The organism is Thermosulfurimonas dismutans (assembly GCF_001652585.1).
GTDB lineage: Bacteria > Desulfobacterota > Thermodesulfobacteria > Thermodesulfobacteriales > Thermodesulfobacteriaceae > Thermosulfurimonas > Thermosulfurimonas dismutans.
In genome coordinates this window covers 115,786-135,201 of sequence record NZ_LWLG01000002.1, presented here as the reverse complement: position 1 = coordinate 135,201, position 19,416 = coordinate 115,786, and the positions used below count along the sequence as shown (strand labels likewise).

Below are 19,416 nucleotides of genomic sequence, written 5' to 3'. Positions count from 1 at the left end.
GGGAGTCTCGTGGAGGTGCTTCAGCCTCTTGCCCTTTCCTTCAAGCTGGCCATTGTGGTGACGATTCTTTTGATTTTTATGGCTTGTCCCCTGGCTTACCTACTTTCCTTTCGGAATTTTCGTCTCAAGCCCTGGTTTGAAAGTCTGATCATGCTTCCTCTAGTACTTCCGCCCACGGTCCTCGGTTTCGCTCTGCTCATCTTTTTCGGCCCGGAGGGGCCTTTGGGACGTGTTTTTCAAAAGCTATGGGGTTATTCCCCGGCTTTTCATTTTTCGGGTTTGGTACTGGCTTGTCTGATACACGGGCTCCCCTTTGCACTACAGCCTCTTAAAGCGGCCATGAGCAAGCTTGACCGCAGGCTTCTGGAGCTTGCGGAGGTGAGCGGGCTTTCGCCGTTTCGGACCTTCAACCGAATCGTGATCCCCAATGTATGGCCGGGTATCATGGCGGCAGCGGTCATTACCTTTGCGCATACTCTGGGAGAATTCGGTGTGGTCCTCATGGTGGGTGGGGGGATTCCGGGCAAGACTCTGGTGGCTTCCATCGCCATTTATACTTATGTGGAGGCCCTTGAATATCGCAAAGCGGCTTTCCTTTCGGTGGTTCTTCTCCTAATAAGCTATGCCGTCCTTGGAATAGCCATGTTTCTGGAGCGGAGGCAGGTACGATGGAGCTGCGGGTAAAGGTACAAAAGAGGCTTCCGGCCTTTGTGCTCGAGGCCGACTTCAGTCTGCCCCTCGGCCGGACCCTAGTAATCTTTGGCCCTTCGGGATCAGGGAAGACAACCCTGTTGCGACTCCTTGCGGGTTTGGAAAAACCGGATACAGGTGTAATCCGTTTTGGGGATAAGGTCTTTGTAGATACTGAAGCCGGTCTCTTTCGTCCGGCAAGGAAACGCTATGTGTCTCTGGTCTTTCAGGAGGGGGTCCTCTTTCCTCATCTTACTCTGGAGGAGAACATTACCTTGGTGGCTAAGGACAAGGACCTGGCTGGTAGTTATCTCCGGGCCCTCGGCCTCTGGGATTTGCGGAGACGCAAGCCGTGGCAGGTTTCCGGGGGAGAGCGCCAGCGGGCAGCTCTGGCCCAAGCCCTGGCGCGCAAGCCCTCTCTTCTCCTCCTGGACGAACCTTTTAGCGCCCTCGACGAAATAACCAAGGCCCGAGTCCTGAATTTTTTGAAGGACTTTCAGCGCAAAAACGGCACCACCATGGTAGTGGTTACCCACCAACGGGAAGAAGGTGAGGAACTTTCTCCCCTGTGGCTATATGTGAAGGGAGGTCAAGCCAGACTAGCAGTCGCGGGGAAATCCACCGTTCCTCGACAAGCGGCCGTCTTCTGAAGGGGCTCATTTTAAAAACATTGATTTAGCTAATCGATAGATGTTTTCGCTTGTAAGCCCATATTTTTCTCTCAGGATAGCCGGAGCCCCGTGTTCGATGAATTTGTCAGGAAGACCGAGCCGTTTTAGGTTAGTCTTTATTCCATGATCTGACAGACATTCCGCAACCGCCGAGCCGAAGCCCCCGAAAAGGGTGTTCTCCTCAACCGTGATTACCTGACCTATCTCCGAGGCCAGATCACAGATGAGTTCTTCGTCTAAGGGTTTTGCAAAGCGGGCATTTACCACCGTAGACTCTATGCCTTCTTTGGAAAGCCTTTTGGCGGCCTCAAGGGCCGGAGACACCATGTTGCCGATGGCAAGAATCAGAAGCTCCTTTCCCTCTCTCAAGACCTCGGCCTTCCCCAGAGGAATCTCCCGAAATTCTTGATCCAGGGGAACGCCCACCCCCGTCCCTCTGGGGTATCTTACGGCTACCGGCCCCGGGAGAGAAAGAGCGGTGTAGAGCATGTGCTGGAGTTCATTTTCGTCCTTGGGAGCCATTATGGTCATGTTGGGGATCAGACGGAGATAGGAGAGATCGAACTGTCCCTGATGGGTGGGACCATCTTCACCCACGATGCCCCCTCGGTCAATGGCAAAGACTACGTGAAGATTCCCCAAGGCTACATCGTGGATTATTTGATCAAAGGACCGCTGGAGGAAGGTGGAATAGATGGCACAGACCGGAAGGAGGCCCTCAAGGGCCAGCCCTGCGGCAAAGGTTACGGCATGTTGTTCGCAGATGCCCACATCAAAGAACCTTTCCGGAAATCTTTCCGCGAAGGCCTTAAGTCCGGTTCCGGTGGTCATGGCCGCGGTAATGGCCACAAGCCGAGGCTCCAGCTCTCCGAGCCGAAGCATAGTTTTTGAAAAAACTTCGGTATAAGAGGGTGGGGCCGAGGAGGATTTAAGGACTTTTCCAGTCTCGGGATCAAAAGGGCCAACTCCATGGAAGGTCTCGGGATCAGCCTCTGCCGGGGGATAACCTCTACCTTTCTTGGTAAGGACATGAACCAGAAGGGGGCCTCTCATTTCCCGTAGGTTGCTGAAGAGTTTGATCAAACCTTCAAGGTCGTGCCCATCTACCGGCCCTATGTATTCGAAATTCAGAGCTTCAAAGAGCATCCCCGGTGTGAGAGCACATTTCAGAAGTTCTTCGCTCTTTTTGAGGGCGTGGAGAAAGTGTTCCCCTCCTGGGAGCCTTTCCATCATACGTTCTACGTCCTTTTTGATCCTTCGGGCCAGTCTTCCGGTTATCTTGCGAGATAAAAAGGAAGAAAGAGCCCCCACGTTAGGCGAGATGGACATTTCATTGTCGTTTAGGATTACGATGAGGTCTTCTTTAAGGTGTCCTGTATTGTTGAGGGCTTCAAAGGCCATTCCTGCGGTCATGGAACCATCGCCGATGACCACGATTACCCGTCCGTCTTTGCGGGTGAGCCTAATTCCGGTGGCCAGCCCCAAGCCGGCAGAGATGGAGGTGCTACTGTGGCCGGTTTCCACGATGTCGTGAGGACTTTCAGCCCTTTTCGGAAAACCGGCGATCCCTTGGTATTGTCTCAAGGTATGGAACTTTTCTCGGCGACCAGTGACAAGCTTATGAGCGTAACACTGGTGTCCTACGTCCCAGACGATCCGGTCCCGTGGAGAATCAAAGACGTAGTGGAGAGCTAGAGTGAGCTCTACCACCCCCAAGTTGGGAGCCAGATGTCCACCGTTTCTGGCCACGGTATTGATGATGACCTCCCGGATCTCCCCGGCGAGCTTTTTGAGCTCAGTAAGTTTGAGTCTTTTCAGGTCTTGAGGGGCGTTTATCCGTTCCAAGATGAGGCTCATGATTTCTAATTTTGACGGGAAAGGACGAAACGGGCAAGGGCTTTTAAGGGCTCAGCCTTGGGGCCGAAGACTTGAAGGGCTGAAACCGCAGTTTCTATCAGTTCTTTAGCCTTATTTCGGGCCTCGGAAAGCCCCAGCAACGCGGGATAAGTAGCTTTCTTCTTCCTTATATCCGCACCTACAGGTTTCCCGAGTTTTTCCTCCTCCCCCACAACATCCAAAATGTCGTCCACAATCTGAAAGGCTAGCCCCAGGGCTTCGCCATAGGTCTCAAGGGCCCGAAGGTCGTTTGCCGGGGCCCCGGCGAGCAACCCTCCGGAGACCACGGAGGCAGAAAGAAGGGCTGCCGTTTTTTTGCGATGGATGTAGCTCAGTTCTTCGGGCGAGATCTCACGCCCTTCGGCCAGAAGATCGGCCATTTGTCCGGCCACCATGCCAGAAGCACCTGCCGCCTGAGCTACCAGATGAACGGCTTGAAGTAGTCTTTCAGGGGAGGTTACTTCAAGTAGTTCCGGACTAGAAAAGAGTTCAAAGGCTAGGGTCAGGAGCCCGTCTCCGGCCAGAATGGCCGTGGCCTCATCAAAGGCCCGGTGGCAAGTAGGTTTGCCCCGGCGGAGATCGTCATCGTCCATGGCCGGGAGGTCGTCATGGATCAGGGAATAGGTATGCAAACACTCGAGCCCGCAGGCAAAGAGGAGGAAATCTTCGCCCCGTCTCCCCACAGCCTCCGCCCCTAGCATGCAGAGCACGGGCCGGAGTCGCTTACCCCCGGCCATAAGACTATAACGCATGGCCGAGATGACCCTTGCCCCGGGCTCGTCTCTTTCAGGAAGAAGCTCTTCGAGTTTTTGATCTACCAGGGCCTTTTTTTCCTTGAGGAACTCCAGGAATTCTTCCCGAGTCATGTTTAAACTTCTACCTCCTGCGTAAGTATTTCCACTCTTTCTTTGGCCCTTCGTAAAAGTTCTTCACAGGCCTTGACCAGGGAAACGCCTTCTTCATACAGCTTTAAAGCCTCCTCCAGAGGAAGATCTCTTTCCTCAAGCTGTCTTACGATTTCTTCGAGTCTTTTGAGTTTATCCTCCAGGGCGAGGGCCATAAGCTTCTTCCTCCAAGAGTTTTATGGCGTAAAGGGGGTCCACTTTGATCCCGGAGATGTATAATCCGAAGTGGAGATGCGGCCCCGTGGCTCGACCACTCGCTCCGCTAAGGCCGATTACCTGGCCTCCTTTTACCTTATCCCCTTTTGAGACCAGGATTTTCGAAAGATGGGCGTAATAGGTATATACCCCACAGCCGTGGGAAAGTATGACTACCTTTCCCGGGAGATAAAACTCTCCGGTAAGAACCACGCGTCCATCCTGGGCCGCCTTCACCGGGGTGCCTGCCGGTAGTCCGATATCAATACCTGCGTGAGGACTTCGGGGTTCACCGTTAAGAATACGTTTTAAACCGAAGGGGCTGGTAATTCTTCCTCGGGCCGGAAGCTCAAAGGGCTTATCCCAGTGGCAGAAGCTTTCCTGCTGGAAAAGGATGGTCTTTATGGTCGCAAGTTCTCTTTTTATCCGCCAGAGGATTTCCGGCGGGAACCGGACCATTTTCTCGGGAAGCTTGAGGTGTTCCACAGGATAGTTTTTAGGCCGCACCGTAACTGTCACGGTACGCTCTCCTGCGCCCTTTACCACCACTGGATAGTTTCCAGGAGGGGTCTCAAGAGGGGCCGCGATGAGAAACCCTTTTTTTCCGTGATATTCTACGGGGATGAACCTGCATCCGCGGAAAAAGGCCTCTTTATCTTCGGCCTTCGCCCGAAGGAAAGCCAGGCCCCCTGGGAAGAGTTCCACCCTTTCGGAGGCCGAAGAGGCCCATCCGATGAAAAAGTTAAAAAAGATGGTTGTCAGGATGAATCCTCTCCACCCGGGCTTCAAGTCTTCCCTCCTCAAGAAGGATTTCTACAAACTCACCCGTTCTCACCTCTCGGGCTTTGCGGATCACAATTTTTTCAGGGAGCTTACGGGTTACGCTATAGCCCCTTGAAAGCACCGCAAGCGGCGAAACGGCTTCAAGGTGTCTCACTAGATTTCGGAACCGGTTTTCCTTTAGAAAAAACTGATGGGCAAGGGCCTTTCGGAGGCGGGCCTCGAGGTCCTGGACTCTTTCTCCGGTTTCCTGAATGAGTTTTTCAGGACTTTTGAGGCGCTTTGAGAGATGATGCAGTTCCCTTTCTAATTTTCGCAGTCTTTCGGATATAAGTTCAAAAAGGCGTCTTCTACGAAAGTCTAGGTCTTCAATTAATTGTTTCCGATCCGGAAAGATTTGCTGGGCCGCGGCCGTGGGGGTGGGGGCTCTAAGGTCGGCCACGAAGTCACAAATAGTGTAGTCCACCTCGTGGCCTACCGCGGAGACCACCGGAATCCTTGAGCGAAAGACAGCTTCGGCTACTATCCTTTCATTAAAAGCCCAGAGATCTTCAAGAGATCCACCTCCTCGGGTGATCACTATAAGGTCGAGATCCTTCATGCGGTTCAAATTGTCTATGGCCCGGGCAATATCCTCCGCGGCCCCCTCGCCCTGTACCCTTACGGGATAGATTAGGATTTCGGCCTGCCATCTTTCTCGGGCCACTCGAAGGAAGTCGTGAAGGGCCGCCCCGGAAATGGAGGTCACCACCGCCACCCGTTCGGGATAGGCCGGAAGGCTCTTTTTACGAGCCTCATCGAAATATCCCCGGGCCGCAAGTTCCCTCTTGAGGGCCTCAAAGGCTAATTGCAGGCTCCCGAGCCCCCGGGGTTCGATTCGCTGCACGATCAGACGATACTCCCCCCTGGGGGGATAAACGGATATCCTTCCGAAACAGAGAACCTGGAGTCCCTCCCTAAGGGGAAAGGGAAGCTCTCGGGCCCTTTCTCGGAACATGATGACTTTAAGCAAGGCCTCCTCATCTTTGAGGGAAAAAAAGATGTGCCCGGAGTCGTGATTTTTGAGCTGGGAGATTTCGCCCTCTACCCAGACCAGAAGGAAACGGTTTTCAAGAAGATCCTTGATTTGAGACGTAAGTTCTTTGACCGTAAAGATGGTCCTTTCCGATCTTTCGAGTTCCTTGGCGAGCCGAAGGGTGGAAATTTCTTTCACGAGATTTATCTTCCAAAAGGGATTTGAAAAATTCTACCGGGGAAAGTTTCCATGGTAAAGAAGGACCTTTACGAGATTTTGGGGGTAAGCCCAGACGCCAGCGAGGAGGAAATCAAACGGGCCTATCGTCGGCTGGCCCGCAAGTATCATCCAGATCTGCATCCCGGAGACAAGAAGGCCGAAGAGCGGTTTAAGGAAATAAACGAGGCCTACGAAATACTTTCCGATCCCCAAAAGAGGGCGGAGTACGATCGCTTACGGGAAGCAGCCCGGGCCTATCGGTTTACCACCCCGGGAGGAGAATCGGCCTACGATTTTGGTCTTTTTATGGAGCAATTCGATACTTTCGGGAGATTTACTGATCTCTTCGCGGATCTCTTCGGTTACGATAGAGAGGATGGTCCCAAGGCCGGGGCGGACATTCTTTATCAGGTGGAAGTGGACCTTGCGGACTTAGTTTCTGGAAAGCCCTTACGGTTTGAGATTCCTATGGAGGAACCATGCCCGGCCTGTCACGGTCAGGGGTGGGATTTGACTTCTTACACTGAATGTCGGTCTTGCGGGGGCCGGGGCCGCCGGGAGATGCGCAAGGGGCCGGTGAGGATCATAGAGGTCTGTCCGGTCTGCGGAGGATTCGGTCGGAGCTACCGAGAACGCTGCAAGACCTGCGGGGGCCGGGGAACCGTATCTCGAACCGAAACCATAACGGTGACTTTGCCTCCGGGTACCGATGAGGGTACCCGCATCCGCATCCCCGGTAAGGGGCGGCCGGGAATAAGGGGAGGTCCTCCGGGAGATCTCTATCTTGAGATCCGGGTAAGGCCAGATTCTAGGTTTGAAAGGCGAAATTACGACCTCTATCTCAAGCAACCGGTGGACCTCTTTACAGCCGTGCTCGGGGGAGAGATAATAGTGCCCACCCTTACGGGAAGGGTAAAGTTGAAGATTCCTCCTGGAACCCAAAGCGGACAGAAGTTTAGGCTCAAGGGCCAAGGCCTCTATAAACCTGATGGTACTCGGGGAGATCTCTATGTAGAGGTCCAGATCACTGTGCCGACCGAACTTAGTCCTGAGGCCAGGAGGAAGTTTGAAGAACTTAGAAACATGATCCATCATTAAGGAGTACCCTTTTGCGCTGTCCTTCCTGTCAACATGAGGAAACCCGGGTGGTGGATTCCAGGTCTACTGGCGAGGGTTTTGTTATCAGAAGACGTAGGGAGTGCGCCCTCTGCGGTTTTCGCTTTACCACTTATGAAAGGCTTGAGTTGAGCCTCCCTCAAGTAATAAAAAAGGACGGACGGCGAGAACCTTTCTCCCGGGAGAAGGTCATCTCCGGAATCCGAAAGGCCTGCCACAAGCGTCCGGTAAGTGAGGAGGATATAGAGAATTTCGTAAGTCAGCTTGAAAGGGAACTTTTTGAAAGCGGCGATAAGGAGGTGCCATCCACCTATATAGGGGAACGGGTCATGGAAAAGCTCAGGGAGTGGGATGAGGTGGCCTACGTGCGATTTGCTTCGGTTTACCGGGAGTTTCAGGATGTCAATGAATTTATCGAGCAGGTAAAACATCTTCTCAAAGGTAAGAGCCGTGCGGGAAAAGGCCGTAAATAGATTGATATTTCCTTTGGACGTTTCGGATCTTTCAGAGGCCAGGCGCTGGGTGAAGAGACTTAAGGGCTTGGTAGGGGTCTTTAAGATCGGACTTGAACTCTTTACGGCCGCCGGGCCCTCGGCGGTGGAAATGGTAAGGGAGGAGTCCGGGGCAGACATCTTTCTGGATCTGAAATTGAACGACATTCCGGCTACCGTGGCCGGAGCTGTGAGGTCAGCCTCAAGGCTCGGGGTGGACATGCTTACGGTACACATGTTTTCCGGAAGATGGGCTGTGAGGGAAGCCGCCCGGGCTGCCGAGGGTGGTCTCAAGATTCTCGCTGTAACTATTTTGACCTCTCTCTCTCGGGCCGACCTCATGGAGGTGGGCTATTCCCCGGAACTATCAAGAGATATCCGGGAAGCAGCCTTAAGGCTTGCGAATTTGGCTTACCGTTGTGGAGTTCATGGGGTGGTCTGTTCGGCCAAGGAAGTAGCCCAAATCAAAGAGGCCTTTCCGCATCTCGTGACGGTGGTTCCAGGAGTAAGGCCGGAGTGGATGGCTTCTTCTGCCGATGACCAGAAACGGATAGCCTCTCCCAGAGAGGCCCTTCTTTCCGGGGCAGATTATCTAGTGGTTGGACGTCCTATAAGGGAAGCCACCGATCCTCGTGAGGCCGCGGAAAGAATCCTTGAAGAGATGGCTCAGGCTTTGGCAGATAAGGCATGAAGCGAACCGGAGTGGCGGATCTTCCCCTCCACGGCGGACGTGCCCCGCGTTGGCTTTTCAACCGGATGGTGCGTCTCTGCCGGGCTATATCTCTAGTAATCCTTGAAGAATACGGCCGCCGAGAGTTCCTACGTCGGCTAGCGGACCCCTTCTGGTTCCAGGCTTTGGGTTGTGTGCTGGGCTTTGATTGGCACTCTTCGGGCCTTACCACCACCGTCTGTGGGGCTTTGAAGGAAGCCCTTAGCCCTCTGGCTTCGGAGGCCGGAATCTTTATCTGTGGAGGGAAGGGTAGAGCCAGTCTCAGGACTCCGGAGGAAATCCTGACCTATGCTGAACGCTTCGGTCTTCCAGAAAGCTTCAAGGACTTTCCGGAAATATCCAGACTTTCGGCCAAGGTGGATAACACCGCCCTTCAGGACGGCTACACCCTTTATCATCATACTTTTATTTTTACGGTCGATGGTTACTGGACCGTGGTTCAGCAGGGTATGAACGAGGTTACTTCCTATGCCCGAAGGTATCACTGGCTAGGAGAAAAAGTGAAGGATATGGTGGAGGAACCTCACAGTGGCATAGCCACGGTGAAAACGGAAAACGAGGTCCTTGACCTCACAGCTACTACCAGCCGCTCGGTGAGAGAGGCCATTTGCAATCTATTAAAGCAATCGCCGGATAGGCTCTTCAAGGAAATCGAAAAGGTGAAGTACGAGCTCCCTCGTAGGCACAGCCTTTCGGAAAGAGACCTTTTACCCCGAGGACTCGATAGAGTGTTGATTTCGGCCTATGAAAATCCACCGGCGAATTTCAAGGAGGTCTTAAAGATTCGAGGTCTTGGGCCCCGGAATCTCAGGGCCTTGACCCTGGTTTCGGAGTTGATCTATGACCTCCAGGCCTCCCGTGAAGATCCGGCCCGTTTCGCCTTCGCTCATGGTGGAAAGGACGGCCATCCCTTCCCGGTCGATCGCCGGACCTATGACGAAAGCATAGCCTTTTTAGAAGAGGCTCTCTCCCGGGCTAGGGTTGGCCTTAACGATAAGCTCTCAGCCCTTAAACGCTTGGGAAGTCTTTTTAGAAATTGAAGTAAGAGGTTCAAAAGTTTTAAAAACGTAAGAATCTAGCTTATACAAAAAGCTAAAAAGCTTCTCTTCTCCTCTCTTTTTATCCTGATAACCTTGACATTTAGGGAGTTTTTAGTTTTAAAAAGGGCAGTCATGTCTATGAGAGCTAAAGAACTTTTAAAGGAAAAGAAAAGCGAGATCTTCAAGCTCTGGCGGGATAAGGTCTATAGTCTTTTTCCGGAAGAAACAGTTAGATTTTTGAAAAAAGAAACAGAACGCTTCGAAAACCCTTTGGGGTATCGTTTGGAGGAAGGACTCAAAGGGCTTCTTTCTCAATTCACAGAAGAGTTTTCATGGGAAAAAGTAGATTATTACTTAGAGAGGATCTTAAAGATTCAGGCTGTTCAAAGTTCACGTCCTTCGGAGGCCTTATCGTTTCTGTACTACTTAAAATCGGTGTTTCGTGAGGTTGTAGGTGAAAGGATTCTTGAGGAATATGGTCCCGAAGGTTTGCTTGAGGTGGAAGATCACATAGACGCCGTGATTTTGCGAGCCTTCAATCAATATATGGCCGCCCGAGAAAAGCTTAACGAGCTCAAGTTTCAGGAGTGGAAGAGTAGGTTGTTTTTGCTTCTCAAACGAGCGGGCTATATCTACGATGAGAGGGAAGGTAGCCTCCCTAGGGAGGCTCACCATAATGAAAAAACACTTTAGGGGTTGGGGTCTATGAATGTGGTAGCCGCTTTGATAGCCGTAATTGGAATGGTAATTCTGGTTTGGTTAGGGGTTGGGGTCCTGAAGTTGTATACCCTCTTCGGGGTCGTGATTCCTTACGCGGCCTTTTTGACCTTCCTCATCGGTTTGGTTTATCGCATGGTGAACTGGGCTAAGTCGCCGGTGCCGTTCAAGATCACTACTACTTGTGGGCAGCAGAAAAGTCTCCCCTGGATTCGGCATAGCCGTCTGGAAAGCCCGGCTACTAACTTCGAGGTGTTCTTGAGGATGGCCCTTGAGGTGTTGGCCTTCAGGTCCCTTTTCCGGAATTTGAGGGCTGATCTGCGGGGTCGTAAGCTCTATTATGGTTCTAGTAAGTGGCTTTGGTTGGGGGCTATTCTCTTTCACTGGTCCTTTTTTATCATTCTGGTGCGGCATCTGCGACTTTTTTCATATCCCGTGCCCGGTCCCATTGACCTCCTAGACAAGGTGGATAGCTTTTTCCATATCGGTTTGCCCCATCTTTACCTGACGGATGTGGCGATTTTGGCTGGACTTACCTTTTTACTCCTGCGGCGGTTAGTGGACGCTAAAGTAAATTACATCTCCCATGCTTCGGATTATTTCCCTCTTTTCTTGATCTTTGGTCTAGTTATTTCCGGAATGCTTATGCGTTATTTCTTCCGTGTGGATATCACGTCCGTGAAAGAGCTTACGATGGGCCTGGTTACCTTGCATCCTAAAGTACCCACGGGGATTGGGCTCATCTTCTATGTGCACGTCTTTTTTATCAGCGTATTGGTGGCTTATTTTCCTTTTAGCAAACTAGTGCATATGGTAGGGGTCTTCTTTAGCCCTACTCGTAATCTTCCCAACGACAACCGTCGGGTACGACACATTAACCCCTGGTGGGAGAATGTACCGCCTAAGTTCCTCACCTATTGTGAATGGCAGGAGAAGTTCAAGGAACAGCTTGAATCTGCCGGTCAGCCTATAGACGAGGATTGTTATAAAGAAAAGAAAGAATCCTAAAGAGGGGTAAGGATTATGGCGCTACCTAAACCGGATGAGCTTTTGAGGGACGTAAATTATGATCGGATGCCGGCTAAACATTGGATGGATACCAAGCCGGAGTTTCGGCCAGGGGCTTACTGCTATGCTGGTAAGCCCTCGGTGGTGGAGGAATTGGGGCTTCCCTTTCCTCGTGAATGGCAACCTCACGACGAGGATTGGAAGCTTCCTCCCAATTGGAAGGAGATAGTCCTTAACGCCATTAAAGATCGAGCGGAGCGGTTTCGTTCCTTTAAGCTCTTTATGGATATTTGTGTGCGGTGCGGAGCCTGCGCCGACAAGTGCCATTTCTTTTTGGGGACAGGAGATCCCAAAAATATGCCTGTGCTTCGGGCCGAGCTTTTGCGTTCGGTCGTTAAAGGTGAATTTACTCGTAGTGGTAAGCTCTTTGGCCGTCTAGCAGGGGCCCGGAAGCTTACGGAAGATGTGATAAAAGAGTGGTTTTATTATTACTATCAGTGTACGGAGTGTCGGCGCTGTTCTGTCTTTTGCCCTTATGGTATCGATACCGCCGAAATTACCATTCTGGCTCGTGAGATCTTGCACGAGATTGGCGTAAATATCAACTGGATCCTTGAGCCCGTAAGAAACTCTGCCTTTATAGGTAATCATATCGGTCTCCAGCCGCATACCATCCAGGAGAACATCGAGTTTCTCCTGATGGATATTGAAGAAATAACCGGCCTTAAAATAGAGGTACCCATCAATAAAAAAGGCGCTGAAATCCTTTTTGTAACGCCTTCGGCGGACTTCTTTGCGGAGCCGGGAATTTATACCTTTATGGGTTATGTATTACTATTCCACTATTTAGGCCTTGATTACACCATAAGCACTTACGCCTCTGAAGGTGGAAACTTTGGTTTCTTTACCACTCACGAAATGATGCGAAAACTCCATGCCAAGATCTATCACGAGGCTGAACGACTCAAGGTTAAGTGGATACTGGGTGGTGAATGCGGACACATGTGGCGGGTAGTTCACCAGTATGAGGACACTATGTGTGGTCCGGCGCCTTCCAATCTGGAAGTGCCCAAGTCTCCTATTACGGGAACCGTATTTGAACATGCTAAAAGCACTAAGATCGTCCATATTTGCGAATTTACAGCGGATCTGATAGCGCACGGGAAGCTCCAGCTTGATCCCAGCCGTAATGACAATTACGTAGTGACCTTCCACGATTCCTGTAACACCTCCAGAGGAATGGGTATCTTTGAAGAGCCTCGTTTCATTCTCAGGCACGTAGTTAATAACTTCTATGAAATGCCTGAAAATACCATCAGAGAGAAGACCTTCTGTTGTGGAAGCGGTTCCGGACTTAACACCGATGAATATATGGAAATACGTATGCGGGGAGGCTTTCCTAGAGCCAATGCCGTGGAATATGTCCACGAAAAGTATGGAGTCAATATGCTGGCATGTATCTGCGCCATCGACCGAGCCGTTTTGCCGCCTCTTATGAACTATTGGGTGCCTGAGGTCCAAGTGTGTGGAGTCCATGAACTGGTGGGTAATGCCCTGGTTATCCCCGGAGAAAAGAAGAGGACTACAGATCTCCGCTTTCAGCCTTTAAAAGGGGTAGAGGAGGAGGAAAATGTATAACAGCAATAAGGTCATTCCGGGAATCATCATTTTTGTTCTGATTGTTACCTTTCCTATTTGGTTAAATCATGGGAAGGCGGTCTCGGCCCCTAAGCCGATTCTGCCCGAGGGACGTTGCGTGGAATCCAAGGAATTTATGCGAGCCAATCATATGCAGCTTCTCAAAGAATGGCGTGTGTTGGCTATTCGAGAGGGAATGAGGATTTATACTTCCTCGGATGGCAGTCGGTTTTGGATAGGTTTGCAAAATGGATGCATGAAGTGCCATCATAATAAGCAGCAATTTTGTGATAAATGTCACGATTTCGCTTCGGTTAAACCGTATTGTTGGAACTGTCATATTCCTCCAGAGACTAAAGAGTTCGGGACTGCGAAGGCTACCCGTTTGCTCAAGCTCTTCAGGATTCCGGTGGATCTTCGTGAGGGAGCCAAGCCTAAGCATGGGGAACATGGAGGACATGGAGAAATTGATAAGGGAGGAGAGCACTAATGAAAAGGAGGAAATTTCTTAAACTGGCGGGTATTTCGGCCGCGGTTGCAGGGGGAGTTCCTAGTTTTCTCCTGCGCGAGGTAAAGGCCCGTAGCTATACACCTCCTCCAGGGGCTCTTACGGCTAGGCGCTGGGGTATGGCTATAGATATGAAAAAGTGTTGGGAGCATCCAGAATGTAACGATTGTATAAAGGCCTGCCACGCGGCCCATAATGTTCCGGAGATTCCGGAAAAGAAGAAAGAGATAAAATGGATATGGAAAGATGAATTCGAACACGTCTTTCCAGAGCAACCCAATGAATTCAATAATATTGTCTTTGAACATAAGCCTTTTATCCTGTTGTGCAATCACTGTAAGCATCCTCCGTGTGTGAGGGTTTGTCCTACCAAGGCTACCTTCAAGCGAGAGGATGGCATTGTAATGATGGACTTTCACCGTTGTATCGGTTGCCGGTTCTGTATGGCAGCCTGTCCTTTCGGAGCTCGTAGTTTTAATTGGGTGGATCCCAGACCGTACATTCAGGAATTTAATCCAGAATTTCCTACCCGGATGAAGGGTGTAGTAGAAAAGTGTCTCTTTTGTTATGAGCGGTTAGAGAAAGGGCAACTTCCAGCCTGTGTGGAGGCCTGTAAACATAAAGCTCTAATTTTTGGTGACCTTGAGGACGAAAACTCCGAGATCTCACGGATTCTGAAGGAACGCTTTTCTATTCGGAGAAAAGCGGAACTGGGTACGGAGCCCTCGATATTTTATCTCATAGGTTAAAAAAACTTTTAAGGTGAGGGGTGAGGTATGTTTGAGAAGGCCTTAAAAGGGAGTCGAAAATACTGGTTGTGGTTAGGCTTTCTAGGGACTTTGATCTTGATAGGGTTTTTGGCCTTTTTGGCGCAGCTTCAATACGGCTTGGGAATTACCGGTATGAGCCGGGACGTCTCCTGGGGCTTTTATGTAGCTCAGTTTACCTTCTTGGTGGGAGTGGCAGCCTCGGGAGTGATGGTGGTTCTTCCCTATTATCTTCATAATCATAAAGTTTTCGGTCCTTTGACAATTTTTGGAGAATTTCTGGCTATAGCCGCGGTCATTATGTGTTTGCTTTTTATTATAGTGGATATCGGACAAACTCCCCGGTTATTCAACGTTCTTCTGCATCCTACTCCTAATTCTATGCTCTTTTACGACATGATTGTTCTGAATGGCTATTTGGCTTTAAATGTGATTTGCGGCTGGGCGGCTCTACATGGGGAATATAAAGGAACCAAATATCCCAACTGGGTTAAACCCTTTATTTATCTTTCCATTCCTTGGGCCTTTAGTATTCATACGGTAACGGCCTTCCTTTACGCCGGTTTGCCTGGACGTCACTTCTGGCTTACAGCGGTGATGGCACCTCGATTTTTGGCTTCGGCCTTCTGTTCTGGGCCGGCTCTCCTTCTGCTAGCCCTTCTTATTGTGAAGAAGGTTTCTAAGTTCGATCCCGGTCAAAAGGCTATTGATACCCTGAGTAAAATTATTACCTATGCTCTGCTTGCCAATATCTTTCTCTTTGCTTGTGAGTTGTTCACCGCCTTCTATAGTAATATTCCCGGTCACATGTATCCTATTATTTATCTCTTTAAAGGGCTTCATGGCCATAACGAATGGGTCATTTTCATGTGGACGGCCTGGTTGTTCATGTTGATAGCGGCTATCCTGTTGGTTATTCCTCATACCCGTAAAAATATAAATACTCTGGCTTTTGCTTGTGTGATTCTCTTTATCGGAGCCTGGATTGACAAAGGTATAGGCCTTCTTACGGGAGGTTTTACTCCTACTCCCTTTGAGACCATTACTCCTTATAGACCCACTATCCCCGAGCTTCTCATTTCCATTGGTATCTGGGCTACGGGCTTCTTGATCATGACGGTTTTATTTAAAATCGCAATTACGGTCAAGGAAGCTAGGGCTTAGTATTCAATAAACATGAAGGAGTTTTTCCCAAAGCCCGGAGATAAGGAAACTCCGGGCTTTTTTATTTTTGCAATCTTGAAGATTTAATAATAGAGTTGGATTAACTATGTCCTACAGTTTTCAAATTCCTAGAGTAGTTATCGCAGCCCAGAAAGGAGGAGCAGGGAAGACCTTCTTTACTCTAGGGCTATTGACGGCCTTAAGGAAGCGAGGTTTTAAGGTCGTTTCCTTCAAAAAGGGGCCGGACTATATCGATGCCGGTTGGCTTTACCGGGCTTCGGGATATCCCTGTCGCAACCTTGATCCCTTCCTGATGGACGATGAGACCATTTTGGCCCTTTTTTCCCGGGGGGTTCAAGGATCCGAAGTAGCGATCATAGAGGGGAATCGTGGGCTATATGACGGGGTAGATCTTGAAGGCTCCTGTAGTACAGCTCGGCTAGCTAGGCTACTTAAGGCCCCGATTGTTTTGGTTTTGGACTGCACCAAGGTCACTCGCACGATGGCGGCGCTTCTTAAAGGTTTTCTAGAATTTGAGGAGGGGGTGGAGATTAAAGGGGTGATTTTGAATCGGGTGGCTCGGGCCCGCCATGAGAACATTATTACTCGTTCTATCGAATATTATACCGGTATCCCGGTTCTTGGAGTCTTGCCTCGAATTAAAGTACTCTTCCCGGAAAGACATCTCGGCCTGGTACCCTGGCAGGAATTCACTTTGGAAGAGTCCCTTTTCTCAAAATTGGAAGAAATCTTCAGGAAGAATGTAGATGTGTCGAGAATAATAGATTTGGCACACCAAGTGCCCCCTCTTGAAGTTTCTCCGAAAGAGATTTTTATAAGCTCTCACGAGCTAGAAGGTGTTAGAATCGGTGTCCTTCGAGACAAGGCTTTTCAGTTTTATTATCCCGAAAATCTTGAAGCTCTTTCAGCCTTGGGAGCGGAGCTTGTTTTCTTAGATGCCTTGAAAGAATCCCGCCTTCCAGATATCCAGGCCCTCTATATCGGTGGCGGTTTTCCTGAAACCCAGGCCGAAGCCCTTTCCGAAAACCGCTCTTTCATGAAAGATCTCAAAGAGGCCGTTGAGGACGGTCTACCGGTATATGCAGAATGTGGTGGTCTTATGTATCTAGGGGAAAAAATCATTTGGAAGGGTAAGACCTTTCCCATGACTGGAGTGCTTCCTATAGATTTTGAGGTCAAGGAACGTCCCCAGGGACATGGCTATACGGTGGTAAGAGTAGATGAGCAAAACCCTTTTTATCCAACGGGAACCGTTCTACAGGGACACGAGTTTCATTATTCGCTACCTATAGTGAAGGATGACAGTCGGCTGAAGTTTTGCTTTAAAGTGGAGAGAGGTTTCGGGTTTGATGGTCGGCGCGATGGGGTGCTTTACAAAAGGGCGTTGGGCACTTATACTCACGTGCATGTAGCTAGTACCCCTGCATGGCTTGCGGGTATGTGTAGGGTGCTCTCGGAGAAAGACTGGCAGGATACCAAGAGTTTGGGGAAGGACCTCTCCGCTTCGGGAGGGGTTATAAAATCAGATGTAAAAATCTAAAATAAGGAGGTCGCTATGTTCGAGATTACCATCAACTACGACACCTGTGATGCGGATCAGGAGTGCATCAACGCTTGCCCGGCCCAGGTCTATGATGAGGGTGAGGACGGGAAACCTGTGATCGCTCGCCCGGAAGATTGCTTGGGGTGTGAGACCTGTGTAGAGGTTTGCCCCACCGGTTCTATTACTGTTCAGGAGGTGTAAATACCTTCGGGGGGCTTAAAGCCCCCCGGTTGGAGTAAATTTGTATTTAGCGCGTAAACGTACTTCCTCCGGTTTTCGGTATTTTTTAAGAATTTCTCGTAAAGAAGGGCCTTTTTGGAAATCGTGGGATCTCATTGATCTTGGCCCGGACCCGTCGGTTTACATCCGCTACCCCGGAGGAAAAAGCTTTTATATAGATGAAGGTCTTGAAGAGGCCATCAAGTCTCATGGAATAGAGACCGATCAATGGGAGCTTGAGAAACTCTTTTTTAGATTTGTAAAACCCGAGATCCAGGAGGCCTTAGGGCCTTATATTGACCGAAGCCAGAGAAGACCCCCCAAATTTCCTCGAAAGGAACAGCTAAGGCTCCAGGAAAAGTACCATCCTTTCGATAAGAGACGCCTTCTCTTTCTTAAGTTCGGTTCTACCAATGTAGAGAACCTTCTCAAGAGGCCGCTTTCCTTTCTCAACCAGCTCAGGCATAAATCTCGGGATGAAATTGAACAGCTGATTTGGGATAAAGAAGATGTTTTGAGGCCCAAAGAAGTGGTAGCCTACATCTATACGGCCTTTGCCCTTTGGGAATATTTCCCAGAACGATTTACCCGTTTTATTCCTGAGGCTCGTTTGATCGAAGAGCTAGATCGGTTTTTTCTTGAAGCCATTTGCAGACTGGCTCAAGATGAAACCTATCGGATGGGGCTTTCTGAAGACGAAGTCTTGCGAGAGTACCTCTCTAGGTATGTGATATTATATTTCGATCACACCGAGGCCGAAAGGAAATTTTTTGAGGAAAGACAACACGGAAAGTGGTTGCGCAGGGAAATTTTGGTCGAAGCCGCTCGTTATTTCGGATTTTCTCCAGAAAGTTTGGAAAAACTTTCCCGTAAGGAATTACTTTCCATTTTTCGTGCCAGGGCTAAAGAACTGCACCCTGATCGTGGAGGGGACAAGGAGGCCTTTATCCGTCTCCGTAAGCTTTTTGAGGAACTCATGGCGGTTTTGGGTTACCGGAGGCGGTTTTAAAACTCTTCTATGTTAAGACCATTCTTTTTGGCAAGTTCTTCAAGGGCTTTACGGTAGGCCAAAAAGGCCGCCTCACCCCAAAGGACCATGCGCACCAGGCGTGGATATTCTCTATTTTTGAGGAAAGAGAGGATGGTATTAAGGGCTATGGGAGCAGCCCCTTCCAAGGGATAACCATAGGCTCCGGTGGAAAGTGAGGGAAAGGCTATGGAGTTGAGCTTGAGTTCTTCAGCACGCGTGAGAGCCTCGCGATAGGCGCTTGCCAGGAGTTCAGGTTCTCCGCTTTTACCGTCCCGGTAGATTGGCCCTACGGCATGGATCACATAACGGGTTTTGAGATGACCGGCTCCGGTGACTACGGCCTTTCCGGTGGGGCACAGGCCTATCTTTCGAGCTTCTTCAGCGATGGAGGGGCCTCCCTTACGGTGGATGGCTCCGTCTACTCCTCCTCCGGGGATAAGTCTCTCGTTGGCAGCGTTGACGATAGCATCGGTATCCTGTTCCGTGATGTCCCCCATTACCAATTCCAAAGTTTTACCGTTAATTTGGACCCTTACTCCCATGTTTCCCCTCCTGCCAAAAGCTTTTATAAAATTAATATGTTCACCGGTGGTTTTGTAAAGATAGGCCCTTTTAAGTTCTTCGTGCTTTTCAAGGGACCTTTTTTGGTTGCTCTAGACCTCAAAGGCCAGGGACCCTCTTTTTCGGTTCCAGAAGCGGAAAAAAGGTGGCTGGAAAAAGTACGGGCTGAACTTGAGGGCTATTTTAGTGGGGCCAAGAATTATCCGGATTTTGAAAACTTGCGTCTTGAAGTACCGAATTTTACCAGACGGTGTCTTGAACTCTTGAGAGAGATTCCTCGCGGAGAGGTTCGTACCTATGGCTGGCTTGCCGACAGAGTAGGCTCTCCCAGAGCTCTTAGGGCGGTAGGAAGAGCCCTAGCCTGCAATCCTTTGCCCCTTTTTTATCCCTGTCATCGCATTGTGGCCAAGAACGGTTTGGGAGGTTTTTCAGCTGGCCGGGAATGGAAAAGGCTTCTTCTTGCTTGGGAGGGCGTTCGATTTTGACGCTTCC

General features: G+C 50.0%; 22 protein-coding genes. 16 read left to right on the top strand and 6 right to left on the bottom strand.

Translation table 11 applies throughout. From position 1 onward, the window contains the following. The first annotated feature begins 9 nt into the window (after nucleotides 1–9). Both modB and TDIS_RS02780 read left to right on the top strand, forming a co-directional pair. Complete coding sequence (gene modB / locus TDIS_RS02785) at nucleotides 10–684, top strand: molybdate ABC transporter permease subunit (RefSeq protein ID WP_208595663.1); 675 nt, start codon at nucleotides 10–12, stop codon at nucleotides 682–684. Continuing rightward, the gene (locus tag TDIS_RS02780) at nucleotides 669–1,340 is read left to right on the top strand and encodes an ATP-binding cassette domain-containing protein (protein WP_068669078.1); all 672 of its coding nucleotides are present in this window, start codon (nucleotides 669–671) and stop codon (nucleotides 1,338–1,340) included. Before modB ends, TDIS_RS02780 begins: the two co-directional genes overlap by 16 nt. A 6-nt stretch (nucleotides 1,341–1,346) precedes the next feature. Here TDIS_RS02780 and dxs read toward each other — a convergent pair whose 3' ends face one another. The 5 genes from dxs to xseA are packed head-to-tail and all read right to left on the bottom strand — an operon-like array spanning nucleotide 1,347 to nucleotide 6,350. Further along, entirely contained in the window at nucleotides 1,347–3,218 is a 1,872-nt protein-coding gene (gene dxs / locus TDIS_RS02775; protein WP_068669076.1) for a 1-deoxy-D-xylulose-5-phosphate synthase, read from the bottom strand. Between the two features lie 5 nt (nucleotides 3,219–3,223). Then, the gene (locus tag TDIS_RS02770; protein WP_068669074.1) at nucleotides 3,224–4,123 is read right to left on the bottom strand and encodes a polyprenyl synthetase family protein; all 900 of its coding nucleotides are present in this window, start codon (nucleotides 4,121–4,123) and stop codon (nucleotides 3,224–3,226) included. A gap of 2 nt (nucleotides 4,124–4,125) precedes the next feature. Continuing rightward, complete coding sequence (xseB, locus tag TDIS_RS02765; RefSeq protein ID WP_068669072.1) at nucleotides 4,126–4,317, bottom strand: exodeoxyribonuclease VII small subunit; 192 nt, start codon at nucleotides 4,315–4,317, stop codon at nucleotides 4,126–4,128. Continuing rightward, the gene (locus TDIS_RS11455; protein WP_068669069.1) at nucleotides 4,295–5,146 is read right to left on the bottom strand and encodes a M23 family metallopeptidase; all 852 of its coding nucleotides are present in this window, start codon (nucleotides 5,144–5,146) and stop codon (nucleotides 4,295–4,297) included. The genes xseB and TDIS_RS11455 overlap by 23 nt, the downstream gene beginning before the upstream one ends. Further along, nucleotides 5,100–6,350 carry an exodeoxyribonuclease VII large subunit gene (gene xseA, locus TDIS_RS02755; RefSeq protein WP_161939458.1) on the bottom strand — a complete coding sequence of 417 codons (1,251 nt, stop codon included), beginning with the start codon at nucleotides 6,348–6,350 and terminating at the stop codon, nucleotides 5,100–5,102. Before xseA ends, TDIS_RS11455 begins: the two co-directional genes overlap by 47 nt. A 51-nt stretch (nucleotides 6,351–6,401) precedes the next feature. On the opposite strand from xseA, the gene dnaJ reads away from it, so the two are divergent. The 13 genes from dnaJ to TDIS_RS02690 all read left to right on the top strand — a co-directional run bounded on the left by dnaJ (nucleotide 6,402) and on the right by TDIS_RS02690 (nucleotide 18,342). After that, nucleotides 6,402–7,469: a molecular chaperone DnaJ gene (gene dnaJ, locus TDIS_RS02750; protein ID WP_068669066.1), complete on the top strand. Its 1,068-nt coding sequence runs from the start codon at nucleotides 6,402–6,404 to the stop codon at nucleotides 7,467–7,469. 11 nt (nucleotides 7,470–7,480) lie between these two features. After that, nucleotides 7,481–7,960: a transcriptional regulator NrdR gene (gene nrdR / locus TDIS_RS02745; RefSeq protein ID WP_068669064.1), complete on the top strand. Its 480-nt coding sequence runs from the start codon at nucleotides 7,481–7,483 to the stop codon at nucleotides 7,958–7,960. Then, complete coding sequence (gene pyrF / locus TDIS_RS02740; protein ID WP_068669062.1) at nucleotides 7,938–8,669, top strand: orotidine-5'-phosphate decarboxylase; 732 nt, start codon at nucleotides 7,938–7,940, stop codon at nucleotides 8,667–8,669. The genes nrdR and pyrF overlap by 23 nt, the downstream gene beginning before the upstream one ends. Continuing rightward, nucleotides 8,666–9,748, top strand: coding sequence for a DUF763 domain-containing protein (locus TDIS_RS02735; RefSeq protein WP_068669060.1), 1,083 nt, complete (start codon nucleotides 8,666–8,668; stop codon nucleotides 9,746–9,748). Before pyrF ends, TDIS_RS02735 begins: the two co-directional genes overlap by 4 nt. 132 nt (nucleotides 9,749–9,880) lie before the next feature. After that, nucleotides 9,881–10,441, top strand: coding sequence for an RsbRD N-terminal domain-containing protein (locus TDIS_RS02730; RefSeq protein ID WP_068669058.1), 561 nt, complete (start codon nucleotides 9,881–9,883; stop codon nucleotides 10,439–10,441). A gap of 12 nt (nucleotides 10,442–10,453) precedes the next feature. Then, nucleotides 10,454–11,473, top strand: a complete 1,020-nt coding sequence (dsrM, locus tag TDIS_RS02725; protein ID WP_068669056.1) for a sulfate reduction electron transfer complex DsrMKJOP subunit DsrM — start codon at nucleotides 10,454–10,456, stop codon at nucleotides 11,471–11,473. 12 nt (nucleotides 11,474–11,485) lie between these two features. Next, the gene (dsrK, locus tag TDIS_RS02720; protein ID WP_153303732.1) at nucleotides 11,486–13,111 is read left to right on the top strand and encodes a sulfate reduction electron transfer complex DsrMKJOP subunit DsrK; all 1,626 of its coding nucleotides are present in this window, start codon (nucleotides 11,486–11,488) and stop codon (nucleotides 13,109–13,111) included. Beyond that, nucleotides 13,104–13,601: a sulfate reduction electron transfer complex DsrMKJOP subunit DsrJ gene (gene dsrJ, locus TDIS_RS02715; protein WP_068669052.1), complete on the top strand. Its 498-nt coding sequence runs from the start codon at nucleotides 13,104–13,106 to the stop codon at nucleotides 13,599–13,601. The genes dsrK and dsrJ overlap by 8 nt, the downstream gene beginning before the upstream one ends. Next, nucleotides 13,601–14,368, top strand: a complete 768-nt coding sequence (gene dsrO / locus TDIS_RS02710; RefSeq protein WP_068669050.1) for a sulfate reduction electron transfer complex DsrMKJOP subunit DsrO — start codon at nucleotides 13,601–13,603, stop codon at nucleotides 14,366–14,368. Before dsrJ ends, dsrO begins: the two co-directional genes overlap by 1 nt. Nucleotides 14,369–14,395: 27 nt before the next feature. Beyond that, nucleotides 14,396–15,550 carry a sulfate reduction electron transfer complex DsrMKJOP subunit DsrP gene (gene dsrP, locus TDIS_RS02705; RefSeq protein WP_068669048.1) on the top strand — a complete coding sequence of 385 codons (1,155 nt, stop codon included), beginning with the start codon at nucleotides 14,396–14,398 and terminating at the stop codon, nucleotides 15,548–15,550. A gap of 106 nt (nucleotides 15,551–15,656) precedes the next feature. Beyond that, on the top strand, nucleotides 15,657–17,111 hold the full coding sequence (locus TDIS_RS02700; RefSeq protein WP_068669046.1) for a cobyrinic acid a,c-diamide synthase CobB: 1,455 nt from the start codon (nucleotides 15,657–15,659) through the stop codon (nucleotides 17,109–17,111). A gap of 15 nt (nucleotides 17,112–17,126) precedes the next feature. Further along, nucleotides 17,127–17,315, top strand: coding sequence for a 4Fe-4S dicluster domain-containing protein (locus TDIS_RS02695; protein WP_068669044.1), 189 nt, complete (start codon nucleotides 17,127–17,129; stop codon nucleotides 17,313–17,315). A gap of 40 nt (nucleotides 17,316–17,355) precedes the next feature. After that, a complete protein-coding gene (locus TDIS_RS02690) occupies nucleotides 17,356–18,342 on the top strand; it encodes a hypothetical protein (protein WP_068669042.1) in 987 nt (328 codons plus the stop codon). On the opposite strand, the gene TDIS_RS02685 is transcribed toward TDIS_RS02690, so the two are convergent. Beyond that, nucleotides 18,339–18,905 carry a macro domain-containing protein gene (locus TDIS_RS02685; protein ID WP_068669040.1) on the bottom strand — a complete coding sequence of 189 codons (567 nt, stop codon included), beginning with the start codon at nucleotides 18,903–18,905 and terminating at the stop codon, nucleotides 18,339–18,341. The two genes, TDIS_RS02690 and TDIS_RS02685, sit on opposite strands and share 4 nt — an antisense overlap. Nucleotides 18,906–19,007: 102 nt before the next feature. Between TDIS_RS02685 and TDIS_RS02680 the strand changes: the two genes are divergently transcribed. Beyond that, complete coding sequence (locus TDIS_RS02680) at nucleotides 19,008–19,409, top strand: methylated-DNA--[protein]-cysteine S-methyltransferase (RefSeq protein WP_208595662.1); 402 nt, start codon at nucleotides 19,008–19,010, stop codon at nucleotides 19,407–19,409. Nucleotides 19,410–19,416: the final 7 nt, after the last annotated feature.